Origin of the sequence: Micromonospora sp. WMMA1947 (assembly GCF_027497355.1) — a bacterium.
GTDB lineage: Bacteria > Actinomycetota > Actinomycetes > Mycobacteriales > Micromonosporaceae > Micromonospora.
The window spans coordinates 287,985-307,436 of record NZ_CP114909.1; the positions used below are offsets into that span (position 1 = coordinate 287,985).

Below are 19,452 nucleotides of genomic sequence, written 5' to 3' on the forward strand. Positions count from 1 at the left end.
CACGCGACCATATGCGATGCCACCGACAGCCGACGTACCGTGAAGGGGTGAGTCTTTCCGACAACGAACTGCCCCGTACCGAGGACGAATGGCGCGTGCGGCTGAGCCCCGAGGAGTTCCGGGTGCTCCGCGAGGCCGGCACCGAGGCGCCCTGGACCGGTGAGTACGTCGACACCAAGACCCCCGGCGTCTACCACTGCCGGGCCTGCGGGCTGGAACTGTTCCGCAGCCAGGACAAGTTCGACTCGCACTGCGGCTGGCCGAGCTTCGACGACGCCATCCCGGGCGCGGTCAAGGAGATCCCGGACAACACGCTCGGCATGCGGCGCGTGGAGATCCGCTGCGCGCGCTGTGACAGCCACCTCGGGCACGTCTTCGAGGGTGAGGGCTTCACCCCGAAGGACACCCGGCACTGCGTCAACTCGATCTCGGTGCGGCTGGAGCCCAGCGCCGGCTGACGGCGGCGTCACAGCCGCAGCAGGCCGCCGGCCTCGTCGACCCGGTCGGCGGCCTCGTCGTCCAGCCAGACGCCGCCGGTGGCCAGGTAGCGGAAGCGGTACTCCCCCGGCTTCAGCCGGACCGTCACGGTACGGGTGCCGTCGCGGCGCGGCACCAGCTCGTGCCGGCCGGGCTCCCAGCCGTTGAAGCAGCCGACCACGCTCACCGTGCCGGCCGGGGTGTCCCGGGGCAGCGAGAACGTCACCCGGGTCTGGTTGCCGAAGAGCTTGTTGCGCTTGATCACGGATCCTCCGGGGATTTTCGGCGGTCACCGGAGTCAACGCTCGACACGCCGGGAGCGACTCGCCGTAGGGCCGGATCAGGTTCGCCGGTTCCGGTTGCTCGATGGTGTCGTCTGCGCAACCCTCGGATGACAGGTCCGTTTTCGGGGGGTTTCGCATGGCTGCCTGCGAGGTTTGCGGCAACGACTACTGGATGGCGTTCGAGGTCCGCACGGTCGACGGGTCGCGGCACACGTTCGACTGCTTCGAGTGCGCGGTGCACAAGATGGCGCCGATCTGCGAGCACTGCCAGATCAAGATCGTCGGGCACGGCGTCGAGGTCTCCGGCCGTTTCTTCTGCTGCGCCCACTGCGCCCGCGCCGTCGAGGGCGAGCAGGGCGCCGAGGTACGCGACGCGGTCGGCGCCCGCCCCGCCTGACGCGTACCGTCGCGGGGCGCCATCGGCGTCGATCTCCGGCTAGCATCCCTGCGGTGTCCCGACGGTTGATCATCGCGGCGGCCCTGGCCGCCGCCCTCGCCGGCTGCGGTTCCACCACCGAGCCCGCCGCCACCACCGCTCCGGCCCTCGCCGCGCCCTCACCCACCGACGGCGGCGCCGCCGCGGCGCTGCGCGACCGGTACGCGGCGACCGGCAGCCTGGCCGGCCTGGCCGAGAAGCCCGAGAACGCCAGCGAGCAACTCGACTCCGACGGCGTCGCCTGTGGTCGCCCGCTGCCCCTGCTCGACCGGCGGCTCGTCGTGTCGACCCGGGTCTTCGGCACGCCGGAGGGAACACCGGCCGACGAGTTCGTCGAGGTGGCCCAGGAGACAGTGGTCTACCCGGACGAGCCGACCGCCGCGGACGCGGTCCGGCAGATCTTCGGCGTGCTTCAGGCGTGCGAGCGCGACGAGGAGGCCGGCCAGGTCACCACCGGCCACACCGCCGGGAAGCTGCCCGCCGGGCTGGGCGTGCCGGGCCGGATGGTGTCGGCCACCATGACCCTGTCCGACGGCACCCGTTTCCCGCACCGCTACGGCTGCCTCCAGCAGGACCGGGTGACCCAGTGCGTCTGGGTCTGGACCCGCTCGGCGGCCGACACCGGCACCTGGTTCGAACGCGCCGTCACCGCCACCGCAACCGGGCTGCGCGCGTCGAAGGGCTGAGCCGGCGCGCCGGTCCGGCGCGCGCCTGGGGTGCGCACGACCGGCCGCAGACGCGCCACCTAACCTGGGCCGATGCCCGTCGAGTCCCACCTGGCCGGTTTCGCCGACCTGGACACCAGCACCTTCCACGACCTGCTCCGGCTGCGCATCGACGTGTTCGTGGTCGAGCAGTCCTGCCCGTACCCGGAACTGGACGGCCGGGACGTCGAGCCCGGCACCCGCCACCTGTGGCTGAGCAGCGACGGCGCCGTGGTCGCGTACCTGCGGATCCTGGCCGACCCCGGCGGCGTCGCACGGATCGGACGGGTCGTGGTGGCGCCGGCGGCCCGCGGCGCGGGCCTGGCCGGCGCGCTGATGACCGAGGCCCTGGCCGTGGTGGGTGACCGGCCGTGCGTGCTCGACGCGCAGACGCACCTGGTCGGCTTCTACGCGGGGCTCGGCTTCGAGGTCAGTGGCCCCGGTTACGTCGAGGACGGCATCCCGCACACCCCGATGCGCCGCAACCCGACTCATTGACGTTTGTCGCTTTTTATGGCAACGTGCGGGCGGAGCCGCCACGCGGGAGAGGGCAACTCCCGACAGTCCGGGCGTCGTGCACCGACACCCATCCCGGAGGCTTCCCATGCCCACTCCGTACCGCCGCCCCTTACCGCTCGCGGCGGCGATCCTCGCCGTCTGCGCGGTGGTGGCGGCGCTGCTCACCACCGCGTTCTCCGGCCCGGCCTCGGCGCACGGGTCGGTTGTCGACCCGGCCTCGCGCGCCTACAGCTGCTGGCAGCGCTGGGGCGGTGACTTTCAGAACCCGGCCATGGCCACCCAGGACCCGATGTGCTGGCAGGCGTGGCAGGCCGACCCGAACGCCATGTGGAACTGGAACGGCCTGTTCCGCGAGGGCGTGGCCGGCAACCACCAGGGCGCCATCCCGGACGGGCAGCTGTGCAGCGGCGGGCGCACCCAGAGCGGCCGCTACAACGCGCTCGACACGGTCGGCGCCTGGAAGACCGTGCCGGTCACCAACAACTTCCGGGTCAAGTTCTTCGACCAGGCCAGCCACGGCGCCGACTACATCCGGGTGTACGTGACCAAGCAGGGTTTCAACGCGCTCACCTCGCCGCTGCGCTGGAGCGACCTGGAACTGGTCGGCCAGATCGGCAACACCCCGGCCAGCCAGTGGACGCGTGAGGTCGACGGCGTGTCCATCCAGATCCCGGCGAACGCGCCGGGCCGCACCGGCCGGCACATCGTCTACACGATCTGGCAGGCCAGCCACCTGGACCAGTCCTACTACCTGTGCAGTGACGTGGACTTCGGCGGGTCCGGCCCGACCACCCCGCCGACCAGCACCCCGCCCACCAGCACCCCGCCGACGAGCACGCCGCCCACGAGCACGCCGCCGAGCAGCCCGCCGCCGACCACGCCGAACCCGGCCGGTGGCTGCACCGCGACGTACGCGATCACCGGTACGTGGGGTGGCGGTTTCCAGGCCGACGTGAAGGTGACGAACAACAGCGGCTCGCCGATCCGCGGCTGGTCGGTTAGCTGGAACTACCAGAACGGCCAGCAGGTCAGCTCGGCGTGGAACGCCACCGTGAGCACGAGCGGAACGCTGGTGACGGCACGCAACGTGGCCTACAACGGCTCGCTCGCGCCGGGCGCGAGCACCTCGTTCGGCTTCACCGGCTCGGCCGGTGCGACGAATCCGGTGCCCAGCATCGTGTCCTGCACGACGACCTCCTGACGGCTGCCGTCCCGGTCGGGGCCCTGCTCGGCACCTGCTGTGGTGTTAAGCAGGGCCCCTTCCTCTACCGCAGGCGTTAAGAAGGGGCCCTTCCTTTCACACCAGGCAGTTGACGATGTCGGCCACCGGGCGGCGGCGGCCGGTGTAGAACGGGATCTCCTCCCGTACGTGCCGGCGGGCGCCGGAGGCGCGCAGGTCACGCATCAGGTCCACGATCCGGTGCAGCTCGTCGGCCTCGAACGCCAGCATCCACTCGTAGTCGCCGAGCGCGAACGAGGCGACCGTGTTGGCCCGCACGTCCGGGTAGCCCCGGGCCATCTTGCCGTGCTCGGACAGCAGTTCCCGCCGCTCGGCGTCGGGCAGCAGGTACCACTCGTACGAGCGCACGAACGGGTAGACGCACAGGTAGGCGCGCGGCTGCTCGTCGGCCAGGAACGCCGGGATGTGGCTCTTGTTGAACTCGGCCGGGCGGTGCAGCGCCATCTGCGACCAGACCGGGGTGAGCGCCCGGCCCAGCGTGGTGCGGCGGAACCGCAGGTACGCGTCCTGCAGCGCGTCGCTGGACGACGAGTGCCACCAGATCATCAGGTCGGCGTCGGCGCGCAGCCCGGCCACGTCGTACGTGCCCCGGATCGTGACGTCCTTGCCGGCCAGCTCGGTGAAGAGCGACTCGACCTCGTCGACGACGTTCTCCCGCAGCGACGGCAGCGGGCTGGTGGCCCGGTACACCGACCACATCGTGTAGCGGATGGTCTCGTTGAGCTCCCGCAGCCGCGCCGCGTTGGTCTGCTCGGTCATGCTGCCGATCCTCCCAGTGCCGTGATGATCTCTTCGGCCGCCGTCTCGCCGGAGCGGACGCAGACCGGAATGCCGACGCCGTCGTAGCCGGCGCCGGCCACCGCCAGCGTCGGGTACGCGGCGCGCAGCGCCGTCCGGACCGCCGCGACCCGGGCGGTGTGCCCGGGCGTGTACTGCGGCAGCGCGCCACCCCACCGCTGCACGTGCCGGGCCACCGGGGCCGGCAGCGGCTCGCCGAGCACCGCCGACAGCTCCCGGTGCACCGTGTCGGCCAGGTCGTCGTCGGTGAGCTGCAGCGACGTCTCGTCGCCGTACCGGCCCACCGAGGCGCGCACCAGCGCCAGCCCGTCCGGCCGCCGCAGGTGCCCCCACTTGGTGGTGAAGAACGTGGACGCCTTGATCGTCAGCCCTTCGCCGGCCGGGACCAGGAAGCCGGACAGCTCCGGCAGGGCCGGACCGGGCAGGGCGAGGGTGATCAGGGCGACGCTGGCGTAGTCGAGCGCGCCGACGGTGTCGGCCGCCTCGGGCGCGGCGGTGGCGAGGAGCCGGCCGGCCGGTCGGGCCGGCACCGCGAGCAGCACCGCGTCGGCCTCGACGTGCTCGGCGTCGCGGGTCGGCCCGACGGTGAGCCGCCAGCCCGACGGGGTGCGGCGCAGCTCGCGTACCGCCGCGCCCCGGCGGATCGTCGCCCCGCTCGCCGTCGCCGCCGCCTCGACCAGCGTGCTCAGCCCACCGGCCAGGGTGCCGAAGACGGGTGCGCCGGGCGCGCGCGGCGCGGCGGCCTGCGCGGCGCGTACCGCACCGACGAGCGTGTGCTCGGCCCGGGCCGCGCGAGCCAGCGCCGGCATCGTGGTGACCAGCGACAGGTCGTCGGCCCGCCCCGCGTACACGCCGCCGAGCATCGGGTCGACCAGCCGGTCCACCACCGCGTCACCGAGCCGCTTGCGGACCAGCTCGCCGACCGACGTGTCCTCGCCGTCGGCCAGCAGCGGCCGGCCCGCGTCGCGGTCGGCGTCCGCGGCCGGCGGCGCGACCGCCGCCACCTTGTCCAGATCCCCGGGAACGCCGACGAGCGTGCCGCCCGGCACCGGGTGCAACGTGCCGTCGACGAGCAGGGCGGCCTGCCCGACCGTGGGGTGCACGATCGAGTCGTCCAGGCCGAGGCGGCGGGCCAGCTTGGCCGCTGCCGACTCGCCACCGGCCGGGTCGCGCATCAGGAACGACTCCGCGCCGAACTCGACCGGCCCACCGGCGAGCTCACCGGTGAACAACTTGCCGCCGAGGCGGCCGGACTGCTCGTACACGGTGACCTCGGTGCCCTCGGGGGCCCGGTCGCGCAACCGGACGGCGGCGGCCAGCCCGGTGATCCCGCCACCGACGATCGCCACCCGCCACGGTCGCACCACTGTCTCCTCCTAGCGCTCCGGTCGCGTGGTCAGCTCGTGCACCAGCGCGACCACCCGGGTCAGCACCTCGGGGTCGGTTTCCGGCAGGACGCCGTGACCGAGGTTGAACACGTGTCCGGGAGCGGCCCGGCCCTGCTCGACGATGCGCCGCACCTCGGTCTCCACCACCGGCCAGGGGGCGAGCAGCACGGTCGGGTCGAGGTTGCCCTGCACCGCCTTGTCCGGCCCGATCCGGCCGGTGGCGACGTCCAGCGGCGTACGCCAGTCGACGCCCACCACGTCGGCGCCGGCCTCGCCCATCGCGCCGAGCAGCTCACCGGTGCCCACCCCGAAGTGGATGCGCGGCACGCCGGTGCCGGCTAGCCCGCCCAGCACGTACGTCGAGTGCGGCAGCACGAAACGGCGGTAGTCGGCCTCGGACAGCGCACCGGCCCACGAGTCGAACAGCTGCACCGCGGAGACGCCGGCGTCGATCTGCACCTGGAGGAACGCCAGGGTCACCTCGGCCAGCCGGGCGCACAGCGCGTGCCACAGGTCCGGGTCGCCGTACATCAGCGCCTTGGTCTTGGCGTGGGTCCGCGACGGCCCGCCCTCGACCAGGTAGCTGGCGAGCGTGAACGGCGCCCCGGCGAAGCCGATCAGCGGGGTGTCGCCCAGCTCGACGACGAGCCGGCGGACCGCCTCGTCCACGTACGACACCTCGTCGCGGCCGATCGGGGTGATCCGCTCGACGTCGGCGGCGGTACGGATCGGCTCGGCCACCACCGGGCCGGTGCCGGGCACGATGTCCAGGTCGATGCCGGCCGCGGCGACCGGCACCACGATGTCGCTGAACAGGATCGCCGCGTCCACGCCGTGCCGGCGCACCGGCTGGAGCGTGATCTCGGTGACCAGGTCCGGCCGGCGGCAGGACTCCAGCATCGGCACGTTCGCCCGGATCTCGCGGTACTCCGGCAGCGACCGGCCGGCCTGGCGCATGAACCAGACCGGGGTGTGCGGGCCCGGCTCGCGCCGGCAGGCGCGCACGAAGGGCGAGTCGGCCGGCCCGCCGCGGCGGGGTTCTCCGTCTCGGGCGGCAGTGCCCGTGGTGTCGGTGGTCATCGCGGCAATCGTGCCACGCCCCCGGCACGCGCCCGCGCTCACCGTCCGCATTTGTGACGTAGAAGGAAGGGCCCCCGCTTAACGCCTCCGGTAGAGGAAGGGCCCCTTCTTAACCGTCGATCAACCGGCGCGCCGTCACGCACCGCGCGGCGGGCGCGGCATAGGCTGCCCGCATGGCCCCCCCGATCGCGCTCCCGGAAACGTTCGCTCGCGCGGTCGCGGGGCTGCGATCGGTGACACCCCGCCCGGAGATCGTTCTCGAGGAGGTCGGCGCGCCGCAGCGGCTGGCCCCGTACGCCTTCGCGCTCTCCGCCGCCGTGATGCGCGACGACGACGAGGTGGCCACCGGCCGGCTGATCCTGCTGCACGACCCGGCCGGCCACGAGGCGTGGCAGGGCACGCTGCGCCTGGTCACGTACGTCACCGCCGAACTGGAGGTCGACCTGGCCAGCGATCCGCTGCTGCCCGGCGTCGGCTGGACCTGGCTGACCGACGCGCTGGACGCGCAGGGCGCCGGGCACCGGGCGATCGGCGGCACCGTCACCCAGACGCTGTCCACCCGCTTCGGCGAGCTGGCCGGCCCGCCCGCCGCCGGTGACATCGAGATCCGCGCCTCCTGGACGCCGCTGCGCGCCGACCTGGGCCCGCACCTGCTCGGCTGGTGCACGCTGCTGGCCTCCACGGCCGGCCTGCCGCCGCCCGGCGTCACCGCGCTGCCCCGCCGCTCCGCCGGCGCCGCCTGACCGCCGTTCGTCGGCTCGCGAGGGCCGCGTACCGGCACACGGGTCGCCTCACGCGCGACGACCGTTGCGGCGGGCCGGGCGCGGTTCGCGGCCGGCGTACCCCCGGGGTTGACGCGCGAAGGCCGCCCCGCGCGTGCGGGACGGCCTCACGGCGGACGCCGGATCAGAGGTAGTTCTCGGCCTCGTCGCAGACCTTGTCCAGACCCTTGTTCGCCGCCTCGAAGGCCGCCCGGTCGCCGCGCGACGCCGCCGCGATGGCGGTGGTCAGCTTGTCCAGGCAGCTCGCGATGACCTTCTTCTGCCGGGCCTGCTCGTCCCGGTCGTTCTTGGTGCCGGTCAGGTCCTGCTGCGTGTCCGACAGCCGATCCTGGACCGTCTTCAGCTCACCCTTGAGCTTCTCCATCTCCTGCTGGTTCGCCGAGATGGTGCCGTCGCGCTGGCTGACCAGCTGCCGGGACTTGTCCAGCTCGCCGTTCGTGGAGACGTACAGGAAGGTCATCACGCCGCCGAAGACGAGCAGCAACGCGGCGACGAGGCCGAGCACCAGCAGAGCGGCCTTCCGGCTGCCGCCGGCGGCCGGGGCGGCACCGGGCGGACCGTACGGGCCGGGTGGCCCGGACATCGGCGGCGGCCCGAAGCCGGGGCCGGACACCGGCGGAGCGGACGCCGGCGGGACCGACATCGGCTGCGCGTAGCCGGGCCCGGAGACGGGCGGGACGGACACCGGCGGGACGGACACCGGCGGCGCCGACATCGGCTGTGCCGGCGGAGGCACCGGGGCGGCGCCCGGCGCGTAGCCCGGCTGTCCCGGCGCGGCGGGCGGATATCCGGCGTACCCGGGGGCGCCGTCGGGCGCGGCGGGCTGGTGCAGGGTCGGCGCGGGCTGGTTCGGGTCGTACTGCTGGGGCGCGGGCCGGCTGCCGTACACGTTGCCGTAGACCGTGCCCCCCGGCGCCGGGGGCGGGTTGTCGCCCCCGGCCGGTGGGTAGGACATGTCGTTCCTCCAGATGTGCTGGTCCCCCGCGGGGTGGCCCGATGGGCCGGGGTCGATGCGGTGCGGTCACCCACACCGGTGTGGGCGGCCGGTCAGCAGAGGCGGAACCGGTCGCAGGCGGTCTTGATCGGCACCGCGAGCCCGATGCCCTCGGCGTTGCGGGCCTTGGCCGTGGCGATGCCGACGACCTCTTTCGAGCCGTTGATGACCGGGCCGCCGGAGTTGCCCGGGTTGATCGGGGCGTCGAACTGGATCACCGGGCCACCGCCGCTCTCGTCCTCGCGGAACGCGCTGACCACGCCCGTGGTGACGCTGTCCTGCAGCCCGAGCGGCGCGCCGACCACGATGATCTGCTGGCCGGACCGCACCGGGGCGCGGGCCGCGACCAGACCGGTGAACTTGGCCGTGGTCCGCAGCTGCGCCAGGTCCTTGTCCTTGTCGGTGGCGATGATCGTCGCCTCGAACCGCTGGTCCTTGCGCTCCAGGAACACCTTGCGCTCACCGGCGGTGAAGACCGACTCGACCACGTGGAAGTTCGTCAGCAGCGTGGTGCCGCCGCCGGAGGGGGCCTTGCCGACGGCGAACGCCGTACCGGTGAACTGCCCGGCCCGCACCCGGAACACGCTCGGCAGCACCGCGCCGGCCACCGCCTCCGGGTTGAAGGCCGCGTCGGCCTGCTTCTCCAGGCTGCCGGCGCGCTGCTCCAGGCCGTCGAGCCGGCTGGCGTCCGCGCCCTGCCCCTCGGCCATCCGCTTGTCGGCGGCGGCGAGCCGGTCGTCGAGCCGGTAGATCTGGTACGCCTGCACGCCGGTGACCAGCGCCAGCACCGCGGCCAGGGCCAGCGCCACCACCGCCAGGCGGCTGCGCCGGGCCGGCGGGCCGGCGGGCGGCGTGCCGAAGCCGGCCGGGCCGCCGGCGAGGGCCTGCTGACCCGGGTACGCCGAGGCGGGCGCGGACACGGGCTGACCCGGGTAGGCGGGCGCGGACACGGGCTGGCCCGGGTAGGCCGGCGCGGCGGGCCGGGGATCCGGGTAGGACGACGAGCCCGGCCCGCCCGGGTACGACGGCGACACGGCCGGCTGACCCGGGTACGCCGGAGCGGACGCCCGGGAGGTCTGCGGCGGTACGGACCCGTAGGACGACGGCTGGGCCGTACCGGTGCCGTAGGACGACTGCCCGGGCTGGGGGCCGTAGGACGACCCGCCCGGCCGGGCCGGGGTCGCGACGCCGGACGCGGCGGCATAGGGCGTGGACTGCGGCGGGCCCGACGGGTCCGGGTATCCCGCGGACGGCTGGCCGGCGCGCGCCGACGGTGCCGGGTAGCCGGGCGTGCCGCCCCACTCGGCTCCACCGGCGAACGATCCGGGCGCCGGTGCCGGAGCGCCGGGCGGGGCGAAGCGCGGCGGCAGCGGCCCCGGCCGGTCGGCTGCCGTGTCGCCGCCGCCCTGACCCGGCGCGTCGTCGCCGGTTCCGTACCCGCCTGTCATGTTCGTCCGTCCTCCCCGTCGGCTTCACCGACGCCCCCCGGCCGCTGTGGCACCCGTACGCCGTTCGCGGCTCGATGGACCGTACCGGCGGGATCGGGCTTTGTCTTCCCCCTTGTCCGACCCTCTCACGGCCCCGCAACCCGCACCTTTCCGGTCACCCGGCGGCCGTCTCGCCGACACGCGCCCGACCGGCTGCGCACACCGGATCGTCCGGCCTACTAGGGTTGTCAGGTGACCGACGAACCACCCCTGCGCCGTCGGGCCGCCGAAAGCCGTACCGGAGAGGCGTCCGCCCGTCCGACGTCGGCCCTGCCGGAGCCGGCGGACGCGGGGCCCGAGACCGATCCGGGCGCGGCCGTCCCCCTGACCGCGCCGCGCGAGGGCACGCCCGCTCCGGTGGCCACACCTGCCGAGCTGGACGAGGTCGTGGCCCGCTTCGCGGCCGGCACCGGCCCGGTTGCCCTGGACGCCGAACGCGCCTCCGGCTACCGCTACAGCCAGCGCGCCTATCTGGTGCAGCTGCGCCGCGGCGGCGCCGGCACCGCGCTCATCGACCCGCTGCCACTGCCCGACCTGTCCGCCCTGGACGCGGCGATCGCCGAGACCGAGTGGGTGCTGCACGCGGCCAGCCAGGATCTCGCCTGCCTGGCCGAGGTGGGGCTGCGCCCGCGCCGGTTGTTCGACACCGAACTGGCCGCCCGGCTGGCCGGATTCGAGCGGGTCGGCCTGGCCGCGCTGACCGAACAGCTGCTCGGCTTCAGCCTGGAGAAGCACCACTCGGCCGCCGACTGGTCGAGCCGGCCGCTGCCGGAGTCCTGGCTGACGTACGCGGCGCTGGACGTCGAACTGCTCGTGGATCTGCGCGACGCGCTGGACGAGGAGTTGCAGCGGCAGGGCAAGTCCGGCTGGGCGGCGGAGGAGTTCGACGCGCTGGTGCGCAACGGCGCCCGTCCGCCGCGCGTGCGCGCGGAGCCGTGGCGGCGCACGTCCGGCATCCACCGGGTACGCGGCGCGCGCGCCCAGGCCCGGGTGCGATCCCTCTGGTACGCGCGGGACCAGATCGCCTCCCGCCGGGACGCCGCGCCGGGGCGGGTGCTGCCCGACTCGGCCATCGTGGCCGCCGCCGAGCTGGACCCGAAGGACGAGAAGACACTGCTGACGCTCCCCGGGTTCGGAGGGCGGTCGGTGCGCCGGCTGGCGCGTACCTGGCTGGCGGCGCTCGACGACGCGCGCCAGTTGCCGGACGACGCGTTGCCGGTGAGCCCGGCCGTGGAGGGGCCGCCTCCGCCGCACCGCTGGGCCGAACGCGACCCGGTGGCGGCCGGCCGGCTGGCCCGTGCCCGGGAGGTGGTGGTCGGCGCCGCCGGGGCGCACCGGCTGCCGGCGGAGAACCTGATCGCACCGGACTCGATCCGCCGGCTGGCGTGGCAGCCGCCCGCGGAGATCACCGACGACACGGTGGCGGAGACGCTGCGCGGGTTCGGGGCCCGGGAGTGGCAGATCGGGCTGCTCCTGCCCGCTCTGACGGAGGCGTTGCGCACCCCGCAGCAGTGACGGCCGCGGGCGGGGTGTGAGGTGGGCCACGCGGGGGGTGGTGCCACGTCTGGTTACTGACGAGTAGCATCCGGGGGAAATGCCCGTGCCGAGGGAGGCTCCAAGTGCCCCGTGAAGTCCGGGATGTCGTCTTCGTCGACGGCGTCCGTACCCCGTTCGGCAAGGCGGGTGGGATGTACGCCAACACCCGCGCCGACGATCTGGTGATCCGCTGCATCCGCGAGCTGATGCGCCGCAACCCGCAACTGCCGCCGGAGAAGGTGGAGGAGGTGGCCATCGCCGCCACCACCCAGATCGGTGACCAGGGCCTGACCATCGGCCGCACCGCCGCCCTGCTGGCCGGCCTGCCCAAGACCGTGCCCGGCTTCGCCATCGACCGGATGTGCGCCGGCGCGATGACCGCCGTCACCACAGTGGCCAGCGGCATCGCCATGGGCGCGTACGACGTCGCCATCGCCGGCGGCGTCGAGCACATGGGCCGCCACCCGATGGGCGAGGGCGTCGACCCCAACCCGCGCATCGTCGCGGAGAAGCTCGTCGACCCGTCCGCCCTGGTGATGGGCTCCACCGCGGAGAACCTGCACGACCGCGTCCCGCACATCACCAAGGAGCGCACCGACGCGTTCGCGCTGGCGTCGCAGCAGAAGACCGCCAAGGCGTACGCCAACGGCAAGCTCCAGGGCGACCTGGTGCCGGTGGCGACCCGCGACCCGGAGACGGGCTGGGGTCTGGCCACCGTGGACGAGGCGCCCCGCGACACCTCGATGGAGAAGCTGGCGAGCCTGAAGACCCCGTTCCGGCCGCACGGCAAGGTCACCGCCGGTAACGCGGCCGGCCTGAACGACGGCGCCACCGCCGCGCTGCTGGTGGCCGAGGAGACCGCCCGCGAGCTGGGCCTGCCGGTCGGCATGCGCCTGGTGTCGTTCGGTTTCGTCGGCGTCGAGCCCGAGGTGATGGGCGTCGGCCCGATCCCGTCGACCGAGAAGGCGCTGCGCATCGCCGGCCTGAGCATCGACGACATCGGCCTGTTCGAGCTGAACGAGGCGTTCGCGGTGCAGGTGCTCGCCTTCCTCGACCACTTCGGCATCGCCGACGACGACCCGCGGGTCAACCCGTGGGGCGGCGCGATCGCCATCGGTCACCCGCTCGCGTCCTCCGGCGTCCGGCTGATGACCCAGCTCGCCCGCCAGTTCGCCGAGCACCCCGAGGTCCGCTACGGCCTCACCGCCATGTGCATCGGCATCGGCATGGGCGGCACCGTGATCTGGGAGAACCCGCACTGGGAGGGCAACAAGTGAGCGCGCTCGCCGCACCGAACGAGGTCGTCACCAAGGCGCTGCTGCGCCAGGTGTCCGTACCCGGGCTGGACCGGCCCGCCGCCCTCATCACCCTGGACAACGGCTTCGACCACACCAAGCCGAACACCTTCGGCCCGGCCGGCCTGACCAGCCTGGACGAGGCGATCACCGCCGCGCTGGCGGCGGAGCCGGCGTTCATCGCGGTCACCGGCAAGCCGTACATCTTCTGCGTGGGCGCGGACATCGTCGGCCTGCCCGCGCTGGAGAACCGCGAGCAGGCGCTGGAGATCGGGCGGCTGGGCCACCGGGTCTTCGCCCGGCTCAAGGACAGCGACGTCCCCACCTTCGCGTTCGTCAACGGCGCGGCGATGGGCGGCGGCCTGGAGCTGGCGCTGCACTGCCACTACCGGACCCTGTCGGCGGGCGCGGCGGCCCTCGCGCTGCCCGAGGTCTCGCTCGGCCTGATCCCCGGCTGGGGCGGTACGCAGCTGCTGCCGAACCTGATCGGCATCCCGGCCGCGACGCAGGTGATCATCCAGAACCCGCTGATGCAGAACAAGATGCTCAAGCCGAAGCAGGCTGCCGAGATGGGCATCGCGGACGTGCTGCTGGAGCCGGCCGACTTCGTGGAGCGGTCGCTGGAGTGGGCCGCCGGCGTGGTCCGGGGCGAGGTCGCCGTCACCCGTCCCGAGGTCGACAAGGACATGTGGGCAGGCGTGCTCTACTTCGCCCGGCAGACCCTGGACCAGCGGCTGCACGGCGCGGTCCCGTCCGCGTACAAGGCGCTGGACCTGCTGGAGACGGCGAAGGACGCCGACTTCGCCACCGGCACCGCGGCGGAGGACGAGGCCCTGGCGGACCTGGTCTTCTCCGAGGAGCTGCGCAGCGGCCTGTACGCCTTCGACCTGGTGCAGCGGCGGGCCAAGCGCCCGGCCGGCGCGCCGGACAAGGGCCTGGCCCGCCCGGTCACCAAGGTCGGCATCGTCGGTGCCGGTCTGATGGCCAGCCAGCTCGCGCTGCTGTTCGCCCGGCGGCTGCAGGTGCCGGTCGTGATGACCGACCTGGATCAGTCCCGGGTGGACAAGGGTGTCGGCTACGTGCACACCCAGATCGAGAAGGCCGTCAGCAAGGGCCGGATGGACAAGGGTACCGCGGCCAAGCTGTACGGCCTGGTCAGCGGCTCGGTCGACAAGTCCGTCTTCGCCGACGCCGACTTCGTCATCGAGGCCGTGTTCGAGGACCTGGGCGTCAAGAAGCAGGTCTGGGCCGAGCTGGAGAAGATCGTCAAGCCGGAGGCGGTGCTCGCCACCAACACCAGCTCGCTGTCCATCACCGCGATGGCCGCCGAGCTGGAGCACCCGGAGCGGGTGGTCGGCTTCCACTTCTTCAACCCGGTCGCGGTGCTGCCGCTGCTGGAGATCGTCCGCGGCGAGCGGAGCGACGACGTCACGCTGGCCACCGCGTTCGCGGTCGGCAAGCAGCTCAAGAAGTCGTCGGTGCTGGTGAAGGACGCCCCCGCGTTCGTGGTGAACCGGCTGCTGACCCGCTTCCTCGGCACCGTGTTCGCGGCCGTCGACCAGGGCACCCCGCTGGACGTGGCGAACAGCGCGCTGGACCCGCTGGGCCTGCCGATGCGCCCGCTGGCGCTGCTGCAGCTCGTCGGGCCGGCCGTGGCGTACCACGTCGGCGGCACCCTGCACGAGGCGTTCCCGGACCGGTTCGGCGTCAGCGAGAACCTCAAGCGGATCGCCGACTCGGGCCAGCCGATCGTGGTCGACGATCAGATCAACGACGAGGTGGCGAAGCTGCTGGTGGTCGGCGACGAGCCGCTCACCGCCGAGCAGGTCCGGCAGAACGCGCTGGACGCGCTGGCGCAGGAGATCCGGCTCATGCTCGACGAGGGCGTCGTCGCCGAGGCGCAGGACATCGACCTGTGCATGATCCTCGGTGCCGGCTGGCCGTTCCACCTGGGCGGTGTCACGCCGTACCTGGACCGGACCGGCACCTCCGAGCGGGTGACCGGCAAGCGGTTCCTGCCGCGCGGCGTGGCAAGCCTGCGCTGAGGCGACCGCACCGCATCGATCGCGGTGGTCGGGCTGTCCGTTCCGGACGGTGCGGCCACCGCGATCGGCGTTCGCGGCCCAGGTCACGGGTAGGTCGCGGTTTGGTGTCCCCGCCCTTGTGCGGACAGCGGGTTGTCGGTGGTCCTGGCTACGATCACGCGTCCAGTTTTCTCACAGGAGCTGCCTACATGTCCCAGCCGCCGTCCAGTCCCTACCCCGGCAACTACCCCTCCCCCCAGCAACAGCCCGGTGGCTACCAGCCGCCGCAGCAGCCGCAGTACGGCGGCGACTACCCGCAGGCTCCTCAGCAGCAGTACGGCGGCGACTACCCGCCGCAGCAGCAGTACGGCAGCCAGCTCGGTGCGCCGGTCCCGCCGAAGAAGAAGTCCGGCGCGGGCAAGGTCCTGCTGATCGTCCTCGCCGTGGTCCTGGTGCTCTGCGTCGGCGGCGGTGTCGCCGCCTACTTCGCCACGAAGGACACCGTCGACGAGGTGGTGACCGCCACCAAGACCCGCGTGGTCGAGCCGCAGACGCTCGGCGGCCGGGCGAAGGTCACCGACCCGCAGCTGCAGTCCGCCGCCGCGCAGATGAAGGCCCAGCTCAGCAAGGACGTGCCGGACGCGACCAGCACCGTCGGCGCCTTCTACGGCGACCCGGCCAAGAAGGACCTGGTCATGATCGCCGCGGTGTCCGGCGTCATCGCCGACCCGAAGAAGGAGCTGGCCGACGCCACCGCGGCGGTCACCCCGGACCTGGCGACCAAGGACTTCAAGACGGTCGACGCGGGCCCGCTGGGCGGCGACGCCAAGTGCTCCGACGGCAAGGCGTCGGACGTGCCGGTGGCGGTGTGCATCTGGGTCGACCGGGGCAGCCTCGGCATGGTGGTGGTCTACTTCAAGTCCGCGGCCGAGCTCGAGTCGGAGTTCGTGACGATGCGCGGCGAGATCGAGAAGCAGGACTGACACCTGTCACGCACCGGGCCCCCGCCGTCACGGCGGGGGCCCGGTGTCGTTTCCGGATCAGGCGGACGCGGCTCGTTCCGCGTGGCTCCGGCAGACGCAGAACTCGTTGCCCTCCGGGTCGGCCAGCACCACCCAGCCGGTCCCGTCCGGCCGGCGCCGGTCGGCCACCACCGTGGCGCCGAGGTCGCGCAGCCGCGTCACCTCCTCGTCCCGGGTGCCCTCGGCCGCGTGCAGGTCGATGTGGAAGGCACCCTTGCCGTGCCGCTCGCCCACCTGGACGAACAGCAGGTCGGGGCCGTCCCCGTCGGGTGCGACGAGGACCGCCTCCGGGTCGCCCGGGTGGTCGTCGTCGGCGAGCCGGCGGTCGAGCACGCGGGCCCACCAGCCGGCCAGGACGTACGGGTCGTCGGACTCGACGGTCACGCAGTGGATCTGTGCACTCACGGTGCTTCCTCCTGTGGGGAACGCGCCCCGGCACAGTGGGAACGTCAGCGGGGAACGCGGGGCGCGGGACTGTTCACGACGGACATCGACCACACCCCCTTCCACACTCGAGCTGACCCGGTTGATCATTCCACCGCCCCACGGCGCACACAACCCCACCCGCGCAAGGAAGGGCCCCTTGTTAACAGCGAGGTGTTAACAAGGGGCCCTTCCTCTACCGGAGACGTTAAGAAGGTGCCCTTCCTTACGGGCCGACGAACACCGCCTTCGCGCGCCAGTCGACGCCGTCGACCCCCGGGCCGCTGCGCACCGTGAACGACGCCGACGGAACGGCGTTCGTCCAGTCGGTGGCGGACAGGTCACCGGTGTTGCGGTTCACCTTGTAGAGCGTGGTGCCGGCGACGAAGATCGCACCCGCGTCGGCGAACCCGCTCGCCCCGGCCACGGTGAACCGGTCGGCGCCGACCACGCCGCTGTCCGGCGTGAACCAGCGCCAGAACAGGCCGTTCTGCCCGGACAGCGAGTAGTAGAGCCGCCCGTCCCGGTAGAGCATGCCGGTCACGTTCGGGATCTCGGCGTAGAAGCCGGTGGTCGCGCCGACGTACGTCTGCCCGGTCGGTCCGGAGTTGGTGATCACGTTGTCCCAGTACGGGTCGTGGTACGGGTCCACCAGTTCCGGCGTGCCGAACGTGGTCCCGTCGAACGTGCGCCGGTACAGCGCGCCGTCGGCGCCGTAGAACACCGTCCCGCCGACCCAGAAGGCGCCACGCCCACCCGTCCAGACGGTCCCGTCCGGGTCCGCCACCGGGTCCGGCGCGCCGACGGCGCTCTGCCCGTCGTACGAGCGCACCTGCACCGGCGTGGCGCTGCCGGTGGGCGGGGGCCCGGTCTTGACGATCTCGACGGCGTTGACGAGCGGGTTCTCCCGCACGTGACGGAACTCGATGTCGATCGAGCCGTCGCTGACCACCGTGAACTCCCGCATGGTGCCCACGTTGTGCCCGGCGGCGGCGGACAGGTCGAGGTCGTCGAGGACGACTCCGCCTTCCAGCGCCACGTCGAAGATCCGGGTGCCGGCCGTGGAGGTGCCCGCGTACCGGTTGGCCATGTACAGCCGCACGTGCACCTCGGTGCCGGTGGGCACCGGGAACTGCCACGCCATCTCCGCGCCGCCGGACGGGTCGTACCGCTCGTCGTTGTAGAGCTGGGCCGGGGTGCCGGCCGGCACCGTCGAGTCCAGGCTCGCGGGCGTCGTGTAGCTGGAGGCGCTGCTGCCGGAGTTGCGGTACGGGCTGGGGCTGGAGTTGGTGTCGGCCGACCAGTCCGGCCCGCCGTCGGTGGAGGCGACGGCCGAGCCGCCCGCGTTCACCCGGTACAGCACGTTCGTCGGCTGCGGCAGGCCGGCCTGGTAGACGTTGCCGGGCAGTGTCGCGGTGGTGGTCGGGTGCGGCGCCTTGCCGCCGGCCAGCGGGAAGAACGCGATCCGCTCCCGGCGGTACTGGAAGTTGCCGATCCAGAGCGTGTCGCCGCCGATCCAGAGCCCGGACTCGGTGACGAGCATCTCGGACGCGCCGATGCCGCGCGGGTGCCGGCCCGGGTTCCAGGACAGCGGCAGGCCGTTGACCGGGTCGAGCGCGGCGATGCTGGCCCGGCCGACCGCGCCGGCCCGGGCGTTGTCGGTGCCCGTGGTGTTGTTGAGCCAGCGGAGGTGACCGCCGACGTACACCGCCTGCTCGCTGATGCCGACGGACAGGAACGTGTCGCCGCCGCTGTAGTCGACCCACGTCGGCTGGAGGTTGGCACCGGTCGCGCCGGCCTCCCAGCGGGCCGCGGTGTCGCAGAGCGTGCCGCTGTAGGGGGCGCCGGTGGTGACCACCACGAAGTAGCTGTTGTCCGGGGAGAACGCGACGTCCCGGACGTACGAGTCGAACGACTGCCACTTGCAACGCGGCGTGTAGCGGGCCGTGTTCCAGTCCGCGACGGTGGCGGCGGTGGCACCGAGGTCGATCTTGACGATCTGGTCGTGCAGGACCCCGTCGGCGTTCTTGAAGTTGCCGATGACGACGAGCTGCGTGCCGTCCGGCGAGACGGCCAGCTTCTCCGCGCCCACGCCGGCCTTGGCGCCGCTGACGCCGTCCCAGTTGTGGTTCTCGGTCAGCGTCGTGGTGAGGTAGCTGTCGACCGCGCCGGTGGTGGCGTTGAGCGAGGCGAGCCCGCCGCGCGGGTTGGGGTTGCCGGCCGTGGTGAAGATGCCGCCGACCAGCAGCCGGTTGCCGACCAGCGCGATGTCCTTGACCAGCCCGTTGAACGCCGGCGGCGCGAAGCTGGTGACGACCGCCCCGGTGGCGACGTCGAGCAGGGCGACCTTGCGCCGGGTCACGCCGTTGACGGTGTTGAACTTGCCGGCCACGAAGACCGTGCCCGCCGTGGGGCCGGCGACGACCGCTGTCACCTCGTTGTCGAGCGTGGGTGCGAACGCCGTGTCCACCTGTCCGGTGGCCTTGTCGAAGGCGAGCAGGTAGTTCCGGGGGATGTCGACGTCGGAGTTGCGGTTCTGCACCCGGGTGAAGGAGCCGCCCGCGATGATCTTCGTGCCGGCGTCGTGGATCGCGTCGACCGAGCCGTCCTGCACGTCGGGTGAGGCGGCGGAGGGAACGGTGTGGACCACTTTGTCGTGGCCGGGCGCGGCGGCGGCCGCGGGCGTGGCCGGAGAGAGTCCGGCGACGGTGAGGGCGCCGGCGGTGAGGACCGCGAGAAGACGGCGGCGGCGCGGGGCCGAGTGGTGGGTCACGGGCAGCTCCGGTGGGTGAGCAGGGTGAGGCGTCGCTGCGCTTACTCTCGGTTGATCCCCGGCTCCGCGTCCAGCGTGAGCGGCGCATTCTGCCCGACCACCGTGCCGCCGGGACCGACCACCGTCGGGTCCGGCCAGGACAGCCGAGGCCGTCCGCACGAAAAGATGAGGGCGCCTCACCGGCCGGACG

At 73.2% G+C, this 19,452-nt stretch carries 18 protein-coding genes; 10 read left to right on the forward strand and 8 right to left on the reverse strand.

Annotation, left to right across the window (positions count from 1 at the left end):
- The first annotated feature begins 47 nt into the window (after positions 1-47).
- Positions 48-458, forward strand: a complete 411-nt coding sequence (msrB, locus tag O7604_RS01380; RefSeq protein ID WP_013284828.1) for a peptide-methionine (R)-S-oxide reductase MsrB — start codon at positions 48-50, stop codon at positions 456-458.
- A gap of 8 nt (positions 459-466) precedes the next feature.
- On the opposite strand, the gene O7604_RS01385 is transcribed toward msrB, so the two are convergent.
- A complete protein-coding gene (locus O7604_RS01385) occupies positions 467-742 on the reverse strand; it encodes an isoamylase early set domain-containing protein (RefSeq protein WP_030503018.1) in 276 nt (91 codons plus the stop codon).
- Positions 743-897: 155 nt separating this feature from the next.
- Here O7604_RS01385 and O7604_RS01390 point away from each other — a divergent pair, with 155 nt between their 5' ends.
- The 4 genes from O7604_RS01390 (at position 898) to O7604_RS01405 (ending at position 3,621) form a co-directional block, all read left to right on the forward strand.
- Positions 898-1,158, forward strand: a complete 261-nt coding sequence (locus O7604_RS01390) for a hypothetical protein (protein WP_013284826.1) — start codon at positions 898-900, stop codon at positions 1,156-1,158.
- A gap of 53 nt (positions 1,159-1,211) precedes the next feature.
- Positions 1,212-1,883: a hypothetical protein gene (locus tag O7604_RS01395; protein WP_281578634.1), complete on the forward strand. Its 672-nt coding sequence runs from the start codon at positions 1,212-1,214 to the stop codon at positions 1,881-1,883.
- Positions 1,884-1,955: 72 nt separating this feature from the next.
- Positions 1,956-2,399: a GNAT family N-acetyltransferase gene (locus O7604_RS01400; RefSeq protein WP_281578635.1), complete on the forward strand. Its 444-nt coding sequence runs from the start codon at positions 1,956-1,958 to the stop codon at positions 2,397-2,399.
- 106 nt (positions 2,400-2,505) lie between these two features.
- Complete coding sequence (locus O7604_RS01405; RefSeq protein ID WP_281578636.1) at positions 2,506-3,621, forward strand: lytic polysaccharide monooxygenase; 1,116 nt, start codon at positions 2,506-2,508, stop codon at positions 3,619-3,621.
- Between the two features lie 96 nt (positions 3,622-3,717).
- Here O7604_RS01405 and hemQ read toward each other — a convergent pair whose 3' ends face one another.
- From hemQ to hemE, 3 genes are read right to left on the reverse strand one after another with little or no spacing between them, the layout of a single operon-like run.
- Positions 3,718-4,419, reverse strand: a complete 702-nt coding sequence (gene hemQ, locus O7604_RS01410; RefSeq protein WP_120570998.1) for a hydrogen peroxide-dependent heme synthase — start codon at positions 4,417-4,419, stop codon at positions 3,718-3,720.
- Complete coding sequence (gene hemG, locus O7604_RS01415) at positions 4,416-5,825, reverse strand: protoporphyrinogen oxidase (RefSeq protein ID WP_281578637.1); 1,410 nt, start codon at positions 5,823-5,825, stop codon at positions 4,416-4,418. The genes hemQ and hemG overlap by 4 nt, the downstream gene beginning before the upstream one ends.
- 9 nt (positions 5,826-5,834) lie before the next feature.
- Positions 5,835-6,926 carry a uroporphyrinogen decarboxylase gene (gene hemE / locus O7604_RS01420; RefSeq protein ID WP_281578638.1) on the reverse strand — a complete coding sequence of 364 codons (1,092 nt, stop codon included), beginning with the start codon at positions 6,924-6,926 and terminating at the stop codon, positions 5,835-5,837.
- Positions 6,927-7,099: 173 nt separating this feature from the next.
- Between hemE and O7604_RS01425 the strand changes: the two genes are divergently transcribed.
- Complete coding sequence (locus O7604_RS01425) at positions 7,100-7,669, forward strand: DUF3000 domain-containing protein (protein WP_210898398.1); 570 nt, start codon at positions 7,100-7,102, stop codon at positions 7,667-7,669.
- 163 nt (positions 7,670-7,832) lie between these two features.
- Here O7604_RS01425 and O7604_RS01430 read toward each other — a convergent pair whose 3' ends face one another.
- Together O7604_RS01430 and O7604_RS01435 are read right to left on the reverse strand one after the other, a co-directional pair.
- Positions 7,833-8,663 (reverse strand): hypothetical protein, encoded by an 831-nt coding sequence (locus O7604_RS01430; protein WP_281578639.1) that lies wholly within the window; start codon positions 8,661-8,663, stop codon positions 7,833-7,835.
- Between the two features lie 92 nt (positions 8,664-8,755).
- Entirely contained in the window at positions 8,756-10,150 is a 1,395-nt protein-coding gene (locus tag O7604_RS01435) for a trypsin-like peptidase domain-containing protein (RefSeq protein ID WP_281578640.1), read from the reverse strand.
- 231 nt (positions 10,151-10,381) lie between these two features.
- On the opposite strand from O7604_RS01435, the gene O7604_RS01440 reads away from it, so the two are divergent.
- The 4 genes from O7604_RS01440 to O7604_RS01455 all read left to right on the forward strand — a co-directional run bounded on the left by O7604_RS01440 (position 10,382) and on the right by O7604_RS01455 (position 16,027).
- Positions 10,382-11,704, forward strand: coding sequence for a ribonuclease D (locus O7604_RS01440; RefSeq protein WP_281578641.1), 1,323 nt, complete (start codon positions 10,382-10,384; stop codon positions 11,702-11,704).
- A gap of 104 nt (positions 11,705-11,808) precedes the next feature.
- Positions 11,809-13,002: a thiolase family protein gene (locus tag O7604_RS01445; protein ID WP_269701180.1), complete on the forward strand. Its 1,194-nt coding sequence runs from the start codon at positions 11,809-11,811 to the stop codon at positions 13,000-13,002.
- On the forward strand, positions 12,999-15,065 hold the full coding sequence (locus tag O7604_RS01450) for a 3-hydroxyacyl-CoA dehydrogenase NAD-binding domain-containing protein (protein WP_281578642.1): 2,067 nt from the start codon (positions 12,999-13,001) through the stop codon (positions 15,063-15,065). The genes O7604_RS01445 and O7604_RS01450 overlap by 4 nt, the downstream gene beginning before the upstream one ends.
- Positions 15,066-15,253: 188 nt before the next feature.
- The gene (locus O7604_RS01455) at positions 15,254-16,027 is read left to right on the forward strand and encodes a hypothetical protein (RefSeq protein WP_281578643.1); all 774 of its coding nucleotides are present in this window, start codon (positions 15,254-15,256) and stop codon (positions 16,025-16,027) included.
- Positions 16,028-16,084: 57 nt separating this feature from the next.
- Here O7604_RS01455 and O7604_RS01460 read toward each other — a convergent pair whose 3' ends face one another.
- Together O7604_RS01460 and O7604_RS01465 are read right to left on the reverse strand one after the other, a co-directional pair.
- Complete coding sequence (locus O7604_RS01460; protein ID WP_281578644.1) at positions 16,085-16,471, reverse strand: VOC family protein; 387 nt, start codon at positions 16,469-16,471, stop codon at positions 16,085-16,087.
- A 244-nt stretch (positions 16,472-16,715) separates the two neighbouring features.
- Positions 16,716-19,262: a malectin domain-containing carbohydrate-binding protein gene (locus O7604_RS01465; RefSeq protein ID WP_281578645.1), complete on the reverse strand. Its 2,547-nt coding sequence runs from the start codon at positions 19,260-19,262 to the stop codon at positions 16,716-16,718.
- Positions 19,263-19,452 lie beyond the last annotated feature (190 nt).

What these genes read in the sequence shown, in the direction of transcription:
- O7604_RS01390 (WP_013284826.1), top strand. Translation starts at nt 898, where the DNA reads ATGGCTGCCTGCGAGGTTTGCGGCAACGACTACTGGATGGCGTTCGAG.
- O7604_RS01400 (WP_281578635.1), top strand. Translation starts at nt 1,956, where the DNA reads ATGCCCGTCGAGTCCCACCTGGCCGGTTTCGCCGACCTGGACACCAGC.
- O7604_RS01405 (WP_281578636.1), top strand. Translation starts at nt 2,506, where the DNA reads ATGCCCACTCCGTACCGCCGCCCCTTACCGCTCGCGGCGGCGATCCTC.
- hemQ (WP_120570998.1), bottom strand. Translation starts at nt 4,419, where the DNA reads ATGACCGAGCAGACCAACGCGGCGCGGCTGCGGGAGCTCAACGAGACC.
- hemE (WP_281578638.1), bottom strand. Translation starts at nt 6,926, where the DNA reads ATGACCACCGACACCACGGGCACTGCCGCCCGAGACGGAGAACCCCGC.
- O7604_RS01425 (WP_210898398.1), top strand. Translation starts at nt 7,100, where the DNA reads ATGGCCCCCCCGATCGCGCTCCCGGAAACGTTCGCTCGCGCGGTCGCG.
- O7604_RS01430 (WP_281578639.1), bottom strand. Translation starts at nt 8,663, where the DNA reads ATGTCCTACCCACCGGCCGGGGGCGACAACCCGCCCCCGGCGCCGGGG.
- O7604_RS01435 (WP_281578640.1), bottom strand. Translation starts at nt 10,150, where the DNA reads ATGACAGGCGGGTACGGAACCGGCGACGACGCGCCGGGTCAGGGCGGC.
- O7604_RS01455 (WP_281578643.1), top strand. Translation starts at nt 15,254, where the DNA reads ATGTCCCAGCCGCCGTCCAGTCCCTACCCCGGCAACTACCCCTCCCCC.